The following is a 9,306-nucleotide window of genomic DNA, read 5'->3' as shown; positions in this document are numbered from 1 at the left end:
CCCCCTGTGGTTGCCCATCATCCCCCTGTGGTTGCCCATCATCCCCCTGTGATTGTTCCATATCATCGTATTGGGCCACATCAGGGCAGGCACAGGGGCCTGCCCCTACAATAACGATAATTCCGTGGATATGGTTAGGCATAATTTGGAATGTATCGGTATAAATGCCGGGATAATATCCTGGAATTTCATTCCAAACCGTTTCCACCATCCGCCCCGCATCGTTCAACACCATTTCAGCCGCAACAATTCCCCCGAACAAACATTTACGGCTCTGGGTGCAAATGGTTACAAAATACACCCCTGGTTGTGAATAATCATATCCCCGCAAACGGATGGAACGACGATAATGCGTTTCAGGATCGTATTTCATCAGAAAATAACCGGTCAGGACAGTCGGGGCATCAGGGAATAGAGCTGGTTCAATAAATCGGCATTGCTGTCATGGTGAATCCAATGGCCCCTCTTTTCTTCCTCAGAGCCTGGCAACTCCCGGTTTTCCAGCTGCTGTCGGGCTATACGCAGAGTGGCATCGGAAATGTTGTCTGCCTCATCTTCCCGTTGCCGCAGCCATTTTTCAATTTCCTCCCAGGGAGCTTCACAGGAAACCACATACACCGGCAGCTCCCATTTGGCTGCCAGATCATAAAAAAGCTGCCGCTGCCAGGATTTCAGGCAGGTGGCATCAATAATCACCCCTTCACCAGCAGCCAGTTTCGTATCCGCCTGCCGAACCAGCTCCTGATAGGTCTTCCGGGTCATTTCAGGACTGTACAGGCCACTTTCAAAATCATCCGGCCGATGTTCAGAAGCATTCAACCCCTGCAGCTCCTTGCGCACCTGATCTGATCGTAAAGAGGAAAAACCGGACATGGCGGACAAGCCGCCTGCCAGGTAGCTTTTACCACTGCCACTGATCCCCGACAATAGAATCAAAGACGGTGAAAAACCATACGTGTAGATTGTAGCCAGCTGAAAATGACGCCGGGCCTCACTGATTGCCGATTCTTTCTCGGCCTCGGTTAAAGAGGGATCATCAAAGAGAAAACAGCTGACCTTGCCCCGCACGTAAGCCCGGTAACATTTATAGAACGGCAACAACTTCCGTCCTTCTTCGTCGGCGAAATGAGCGGCAAACCGCCGCAGGAAAAAAGCGGCCAGATCATAGCGGTCATGGTAATCCAGATCCATGGCCAGAAAAGCCACGTCAGCCATTACATCAATACAGCGAAAACGCTCATTGAATTCAATACAGTCGTAAATATCAATATGATCATCGACAAAACAGATATGTTCCAAGTGCAGATCACCATGACAATCCCTAATCATCTCCTGGCTCACCCGCCGGTCAAAAAGATCTTTATGATCGCGAAAAAAGCGCTCATTAAAAGCAATAATTCGCTGATAATCGCTTTCGGCAAGACTTTTTCCCAGATATTTTTCCGTCTGCGCAAAATTTTCCCGGATATTGAAAGAAACCATTTCCAGGGTACCGAAACTGCCATCGTCAATCACCACCGCCCGGCGATAGAAATCAGCCAGCATCTCCGCCAGGCGCTCAAGGTGAGACGACTGCAGCTCCCTGTCGGCCAGCAGATTGTACATCATCCGGGATTCGGGCAGTCTTTTCATGACCACAGCATATTCCACCAGCTGCCCTGAACCAGCAAAAAAGAAACCATCATCCCGTTTCATGATCGGCACCACCCCCAGGTAGATATCCCGGCTCAGACGGCGGTTCAGGCGTACCTCCTCCTGGCAGAAGTGATGCCGCTTTTCCAGGCTGGAGTAATCAATAAAACCGAAATCCACCGGCTTTTTCATTTTATAAACCAGTTGATCGGCAATAATCACCCAGGAAATATGGGTCTGGATCAGCTCAATATTTTCGGGAACGGGAGAATGGCGATCAGGGAGTAAAAGGTCGGCAATCATCGGCGGCAAAACAGCCTGCCGATTACTCATTCTAGAATGGGGTTGTGAAGTGCCTGGAGCAACCATAAGAAGCCAGAAGTCAGAAGTCAGGAGTCAGAAGTCAGGAGTCAGGAGTCAGAAGTCAGGAGTCAGTTACTGCATTACATTTTATTTCCGGTTTTGGGGCTTTGCGTCGACGTGCTTCGCGTGGGGACATTCTTTACTATCGCTCACTCAGGGGAGAAATAGCTTGAATTTGTTTTTAACGCGAAACTCAAGAATGTCCCCAATCCCGACAACCTTTAACCTTTAACCTTTAACCTTTAACCTTTAACCTTTAACCTTACACCTTATACCTTATACCTTACTAAAACTCGTAGCCGTAGCTCTGCCGGAAACGATCCTTGAAACCAGCAACGGTGAAATGGTGATTCTGGGTCCCGTGGTGTTCAATCTTGATCGCTCCCATGAGCGAGGCCAGGCGGCCGGTAGTTTCCCAGTCAAAGCCGTTGGTCAGCCCGAAAAGCAGACCAGCCCGGTAGGCATCACCGCAACCGGTGGGATCATTGAACTCGCTGGCCGCGGCAACCGGGATAACAAACTCCCGGCCATCGGCGTGGATGATCGAGCCTTCACCGCCGCGAGTAATGATCAAAGACTGCAGCTCGGCTGTAACTTCCGCCAGGCTCAACCCGGTGCGATCCTTGAGCAGCTGCCACTCGTAGTCATTAACCGTCAGCCAGGCAGCCTGTTTGATGAAGCGACGCAATTCCGGGCCATCGAACATGGGCAGTCCCTGGCCGGGGTCGAAGATAAAAGGAATACCGGCCTCGACAAACTGGACGGCGTGCTGGATCATGCCCTCGCGACCGTCGGGAGAAACCATGCCGATAGAAACTCCATCGGCGGCTTCGACCTGATTCCGGTGGGCAAAACCCATGGCCCCGGGATGAAAAGCCGTAATCTGGTTGTCGTCCAGATCAGTGGTAACAAAGGCCTGGGCGGTAAAGGTATCCTTCACCACGGTGAGGTAGCTCAGGTCGATAGAACAGCTCTCCAGCCATTCGGCGTAGGGAGCAAAATCCTCGCCAACGGTACCCATGGGCAGAGGATCGCCGCCGAGCAGTTTGAGATTATAGGCAATATTGCCGGCGCAGCCGCCGAATTCCCGCCGCATCTCCGGAACCAGGAACGAAACATTCAAAATATGTATTTTATCGGGAAGGATGTGATTTTTGAAGCGGTCGTCAAAAACCATGATATTGTCATAGGCAAATGAACCGCAGATTAATGCTTTTTGCACAGGTTACGTTCTCCTTTCTATTCATGGGGGACGCCATTTTTACTTTAATGGCAGATTGCTATCAACTTTTTTTTTGGAGATATCTTTCTGGTTCGCAGGCCTGTCCTGATGGTGTCCCCACATTTTCAGCCTTTCTCCTTTATCCTTTAACCTTTTGCCTTACACCTTTCTTTTACCGGAGGATTGATCAGGTATGCTTCATCAAGGCCGGAAGTTTCCTGATCAAGGATCTTCACCTTCCGTCCCTCGATGCGCAGCCGGTTGTCGCAAAAAAGCCGGGCCGCCTCGGGATATATCTTGTGTTCACAGCGGAGGATTCGGGCTGAGAGGGAATCTTCATCATCATCCGGCAGCACCGGGACCACCGCCTGGATTATAATCGGCCCGTGGTCAACCTGGTCATCAACAAAATGAACCGTGCAGCCGGCCACCCTGGTACCATAGTCAAAGGTCTGCCCCTGGCCATGGGTTCCGGGAAAAGCCGGCAGCAGTGCCGGATGGATATTGATAATTTTCCCGGGGAATGCCCCGATGAATACCGGAGTGATCACCCGCATGAAACCCGCCAGGCAAACCAGTTCAACCCCGGCATCCTCCAGGGATTTTACCAGCGCCCGGTCATATTCTTCCCGGGAAGGATAATCGGTATGGACAAGAACAGCGGTAGGAATCTGGTGATTGGCTGCCCTGACCAGCCCGTAAGCTTCAGGATCGTTACTGATGACCAGAACGATTTCCCCATTGATTTTACCTTTTTCCACCGTATCGATAATCGCCTGCAGGTTGCTGCCGCTGCCGGAAATCAATACGCCGATCCTGGTCATGAACAACTCCTCTACCTGAGGCAATTAACGAAAAGAAATCCCCGTTTCATCCACCTCTCTTTTGGTAATTTCACCAATAACATAGCAGACCTCCCCCATAGCCTGCAATCTGGACATCTGCTCTTCCACTTCATCCGCCGGCACAATCAGCACCATACCGATGCCGCAATTAAACGTCGCCAGCATTTCCGTTTCGCTCACGCCGCCCAGGCGGCTGATCAGGGAAAAAACAGGTGGACGTTCCCAGGCACCAAGCTCAATAACCGCCTGGCAGCGATTAGGCAGTACCCGAACGATATTATGCCGCAAACCGCCGCCGGTAATATGGGCAATGCCCTTGATGGTAAAATCACGGATCAGGTTGGCAATCGGTTTAACGTAAATGCGGGTGGGCCGGAGCAGTTCTCCACCAAGGCTGCAACCCAGTTCATCAATCTGGGAATCAATCCGATAGGCCTGATCACCAAGCAGCACTTTCCGAGCCAGGGAATAACCGTTACTATGCAGTCCGGAAGAAGCCAAACCGATGATACGGTCACCCACTCTTACGCTGGAACCATCAACAACCTCATCTTTATCCACAATACCGACACCGAAACCGGCCAGTTCATATTCTCCATCGGGATAAAAACCTGGCATTTCCGCGGTTTCTCCCCCTATCAGTGAACAACCGGCCGCTTGACAACCATGGGCAATCCCGGCAACAATCTCAGCCGCCTGGTCGGAATCAAGTTTTCCCATGGCCAGGTAGTCCAGAAAGAAAAGCGGTTCCGCCCCCTGGACCACAATATCGTTGACCACCATGGCCACCAGGTCAATGCCGATGGTATCATGTTTATCCAGCAGAAAAGCAATATTCAGTTTTGTTCCGACACCATCAGTAGAGGATACCAGCACCGGGTTGTCATATTTATCTTTACGAAGAGAAAACAAGGCGCCAAATCCACCCAGATCCTTCAATACTTCAGACCTGTATGTTGCTTTGACCAGCGGACTGATTTTTTTGACAAACTGATTCCCGGCTTCAACATCAACACCGGCATCTTTATAGGTTGTACTTTCTCCTGACATGACCAGCAATATTCCTTTCCTGCCGGAGATAATATGGCCGGCACAAAAACAGACAATAGATCTCTGAAATTCGGTAGCAACTCCTACCCCAGCCGAAGAAAAAAGTCAATTTATAACTTCCCTCTTTTCATTCACCAGCACCTGATCCATCAATATGCTTCCCGCTGGAATTTTCACATTTTGCCCGACAATACTACGTTGCAAACGGCATTCTCTGCCAATGCTAACGCCTGGCCAGAGAATGGAATCCTCAACTCTGCTTCCCAACCCAAGCTCACACCGGGGAGCAATCACCGTAACCCCTGACAACTCAGCTCCGGAAACCTTGGCTCCCGGAGCTACCAGGGGAAAGTCGACCTTATGTCCCAACAGCGAGTGTGCCAGTGCTGGATTTTCCCGCAGGTCCCGGTGAATGTTCAGATAATCGCCAACGGTTCCCAGGTCACGCCAGTAATACTGACCGGCAGGCATAATATAGGCGGCAATCTGCTCCCTTTCTTCCCGCAGCAGCTGTTCATAAACATCGATAATCGAAATAAAACCGGAACCGGAAAAAATGGAAAGCAATCGGGGAGAACAAATCTGAATACCGGTATAGGCCAGTAATTGAGTTTTATCTGTAGAGGTATATTTCTGATTGAAGGAAACTATCCGCTGTCCGGCTACCTGTACTGAGTTGAAACGGGGATAATCATGGAATACCATGGTCGCCAGCACATCCTGCTGTCGGTGAAAATCCATCACCAGATCAAGGGGCAGATCAGTCAAAACATCACCATTGATGGTCACAAAAAATTCACCACCAAGTTTTGCCGCCGCGTTCCTGATCCCGCCACCGGTTCCCAGGATATTTTTTTCATGGATAAATGAAATACTTTCAGCCCGGGGAGAAGACAGAAGAAAATCATGAACCTGCTGGCTGAGATGATGGCCATTCACCACCACCCGCCGCGGCTGCCAGCGAAACAGATGCCGCAGAACCATGGATAAAAGCGGCTGATTGACTACCGGAATCAACGGCTTGGGCATTTCTTCAGTCAACGGCCGCAGGCGGGTGCCATAACCCGCAGCCAGGACCATTGCCGTCCAATCACTCACTCCGAATGCTTCGCCTGCCTGTCGCACTGATTTGCACCTTTGCTTCGCTTGCGCCCTGAGCGACAGCGAGGAAGTGCCCTTGGGGTTCTTCGCACGGGGACAGAATTCAATTCTGTCCCCATATTGACGCTAATGCGGGAACAACCCCCGCAATCCAAACGGCTATATCGGCCCGCAAATAAGTACTCTTATCAGAACATTTTCTTGTTAAAAAAACAAGAAAATAACCTGTAAGATACTAAACTTCACGTTCTTCATGGTAAAATTATTTTTAACGTATCTGTCCAGTCAGGCTAACCAAATTTCGCCAAAAAAGCAACCCGCAAGCCGCCACCCCTTTTCGAATGGGTTTGCGAAAAAGGGCGTAAAATGATAAGAGTATGGATCAATAGCAACACTGTCATTATGACAAACCACATACAGGAGCCTATGAATAGCATGAAAAAACATCCCAATTCTGATGTTCCGGAACTACGCCTGATCGCCTGGGAAACCACCCGCAGCTGTAATTTATCATGTATTCACTGCCGGGCAGCGGCGGAAAAAGGTCCGTATGAAGGGGAACTCAGCACCAAAGAGGCTTTGGAATTTCTTGACACGGTGGCATCTTTCAGCAAACCGGTAATTATTCTCACCGGTGGCGAGCCCCTGATGCGCCCGGATATTTATGAACTGGCCGCCTACGGCACCAAACTCGGTTTAAGGATGGTGATGGCCACCAATGGCACCCTGGTGGATGAGACCAGTATCCAGAAGATGATTGACAGCGGCATTCAACGGATGAGCGTCAGCATTGACGGTGCCAACGCCACCAGCCATGATAATTTTCGCCAGGTACCAGGCGCCTTCAATGCCTCACTTAAGGCCCTGGAATTTGCGAGAAAGGCCGGATTGGAATACCAGATCAACACCACCATCACCAAGATAAACCTGGATGAAATCCCGGCCATTCTTGACCTGGCGGTTTCCCTGGGGGCCGTCGCCCATCATATTTTCCTCCTGGTTCCCACCGGCCGCGGCAAGGAACTGGAAGAGCAAGAGATCCCCCCGGAAGAGTACGAGCGCACCCTCAACTGGTTCTATGACCAGCGGGACAAAGTACCCTTACAGCTTAAGGCTACCTGTGCTCCCCATTATTATCGGATTTTACGCCAACGTTCCAAAGAGGAAGGTAAAAAAATAAGCTTTAAAACCCACGGCCTCGATGCGGTTACCCGGGGCTGCCTGGGGGGCATCGGCTTCTGTTTTGTTTCCCATATCGGGGAAGTCCAACCCTGCGGTTACCTGGAAGCCCTGGCCGGCAATATCAGGGAAACCAATTTTCGGGAAATCTGGGAAAAGTCCGAGGTCTTCACCCGGTTGCGGGATTTCGATGCCCTGGAAGGCAAATGCGGTATCTGCGAATATAAGCGGGTCTGCGGCGGCTGTCGGGCCCGGGCTTACGAAATAACCGGCAATTACATGGCTGAGGAACCCTACTGCACCTACCAGCCGAAAAAAGCCGGAGGTCAAAAGTAAATGGGATTTGCCCTGCTTGTCTTCATCGTTTTTATCGGCCTGATCGGCACCCTGCTGCCCGCATTTCCAGGCACCGGCCTGATTTTTGTCGGCGCCCTGGTCTACGCCGCCATCAGCGGCTTTACCATCCTCGGCATTAAGGCCATGGTTGTCCTCTTTCTGCTCACCCTGGTGGGTGCCGGCGGCCAGTATCTGCTTACCAGCTTCGGGGCCAAAACCATGGGTGCCAGCCGCTATGGAATCATGGGGGCCATAATCGGTTTTTTTGTCGGGCTGATCTTCATTCCCCTTCCGGGAGGGTCACTGATCGGGGCATTTACCGGAGCTTTCTGCTGCGAAATGGGTTTCGCCCTGAAAAACGAACGGGAAAGTTTCAAAGCCGGCATCGGCGCCGTACTCGGAGCCTTGGTCAGTTTCTTTTTCGAATTTTTTGTCGGCCTGGCCATGGTCATTTACATTTTTTATCTGCTCTGGCCACAGCTGCAACCCCACAGCAGCGGACCAACCCTGGAAGTTATCTACCATGGCCTGAGTTATATTGCCGTTTTTCTTAAGTTCCCGGTTTTCTGACCGATATCGATATGCAGAAAGGGGCAAGGTATAAGCTGCAGGCAACCTTAATCGATGGTGTCCCCACTATTTTCCACCCTTAGCCTCTATCCTATATCCTTGGTTGTAAAATCATGAAATCTGGAAGAATGAAATTCACCAACCTTATCCGGCTCCTGCTTCTGGCCGCGATTATCTCGCTGACGGCAATCATCCTCATTTTCCAGATTACCGGCCATTACCGCAGATTCAACCAGAACGCCGAAAAAATGCGCGCCGATTATGTCAGCCGGCAAAAGGAGATAATCAAACGCGAAGTTATGCGGGTTGTTGAAACCATCAATTACCAGCGCTCACTGAGTGAACAAATGGCCCGGGACAAGGTGCGCCGGCGGATACTGGAAGCTCACGCCATGGCCACAAACATTTATCAGCGGAATAAAGCCACGAAAACCGACACTGAGATTCAACCGATGGTCATCGACGCCTTGAGAGCCATTCGCTTTGCCGAGGGCCGCGGCTATTATTTTGTCATCCGCCTGGATGGCCTGGTGAGGCTCAACGCCAACAAACCGCAACTGGAGATGAAAAACCTGCTCGGCCTGCGGGATACCCAGGGAAAGCGTTTCATTCAGGAGATGACTGAAATTGCCGGCCAGTTCGGTCAGGGATTTTGTGAATATTACTGGTTGAAACCGAATGTTACCGGTAAAGATCATAAAAAAATATCTTTTATCAAACGGTTTGAACCATTTAACTGGCTTATCGGCACCGGTCTCTATGTCGAGGATGTTGAGAAACTGATAAAAACAAAGTTATTATCGCAGATCAGCAAAATCCGGTTTGGCAGCGAAGGGTATATTTTTGTTAACAGGCTGAATGGAGATGCTCTGTGCTCCAACGGAAAAATTTTTGATGGCTCAAAAAAACTCTGGGAGGTTTTCGCTAAGAATCCCGAGAGCATCAAAGACCTTTTTGCCAAGGAGTATAATGCCGCCTTAAAACCAGGGGGTGATTATATCTATTACT

Annotated in this window: 9 protein-coding genes; 3 read left to right on the top strand and 6 right to left on the bottom strand. The window is 50.5% G+C overall.

All coding sequences use genetic code 11. From position 1 onward, the window contains the following. The 6 genes from U9P07_04480 to U9P07_04455 form a co-directional block, all read right to left on the bottom strand. The coding region (locus tag U9P07_04480; GenBank protein ID MEA2108657.1) for a transposase at positions 1 to 373 on the bottom strand (373 nt) is incomplete at its 3' end. Positions 374 to 387: 14 nt separating this feature from the next. Continuing rightward, a complete protein-coding gene (locus tag U9P07_04475; protein MEA2108656.1) occupies positions 388 to 1,965 on the bottom strand; it encodes an AAA family ATPase in 1,578 nt (525 codons plus the stop codon). Between the two features lie 316 nt (positions 1,966 to 2,281). Next, a complete protein-coding gene (locus tag U9P07_04470; protein ID MEA2108655.1) occupies positions 2,282 to 3,172 on the bottom strand; it encodes a carbohydrate kinase family protein in 891 nt (296 codons plus the stop codon). A 191-nt stretch (positions 3,173 to 3,363) separates the two neighbouring features. Next, positions 3,364 to 4,041, bottom strand: a complete 678-nt coding sequence (gene purN / locus U9P07_04465) for a phosphoribosylglycinamide formyltransferase (protein MEA2108654.1) — start codon at positions 4,039 to 4,041, stop codon at positions 3,364 to 3,366. A 24-nt stretch (positions 4,042 to 4,065) separates the two neighbouring features. Beyond that, positions 4,066 to 5,112, bottom strand: a complete 1,047-nt coding sequence (purM, locus tag U9P07_04460; GenBank protein ID MEA2108653.1) for a phosphoribosylformylglycinamidine cyclo-ligase — start codon at positions 5,110 to 5,112, stop codon at positions 4,066 to 4,068. 105 nt (positions 5,113 to 5,217) lie between these two features. After that, the gene (locus U9P07_04455; protein MEA2108652.1) at positions 5,218 to 6,210 is read right to left on the bottom strand and encodes an NDP-sugar synthase; all 993 of its coding nucleotides are present in this window, start codon (positions 6,208 to 6,210) and stop codon (positions 5,218 to 5,220) included. Positions 6,211 to 6,639: 429 nt separating this feature from the next. On the opposite strand from U9P07_04455, the gene ahbD reads away from it, so the two are divergent. From ahbD to U9P07_04440, 3 genes are all read left to right on the top strand, one after another. Continuing rightward, positions 6,640 to 7,728, top strand: coding sequence for a heme b synthase (gene ahbD, locus U9P07_04450; protein MEA2108651.1), 1,089 nt, complete (start codon positions 6,640 to 6,642; stop codon positions 7,726 to 7,728). Continuing rightward, positions 7,729 to 8,298 carry a DUF456 domain-containing protein gene (locus U9P07_04445; GenBank protein ID MEA2108650.1) on the top strand — a complete coding sequence of 190 codons (570 nt, stop codon included), beginning with the start codon at positions 7,729 to 7,731 and terminating at the stop codon, positions 8,296 to 8,298. Between the two features lie 113 nt (positions 8,299 to 8,411). Beyond that, positions 8,412 to 9,306 (top strand): cache domain-containing protein (locus U9P07_04440; protein MEA2108649.1); only part of this gene is annotated, 895 nt, incomplete at its 3' end.

It is taken from the genome of Pseudomonadota bacterium (assembly GCA_034660915.1).
GTDB lineage: Bacteria > Desulfobacterota > Anaeroferrophillalia > Anaeroferrophillales > Anaeroferrophillaceae > DQWO01.
This window is presented reverse-complemented; position numbering and strand designations above follow the sequence as displayed.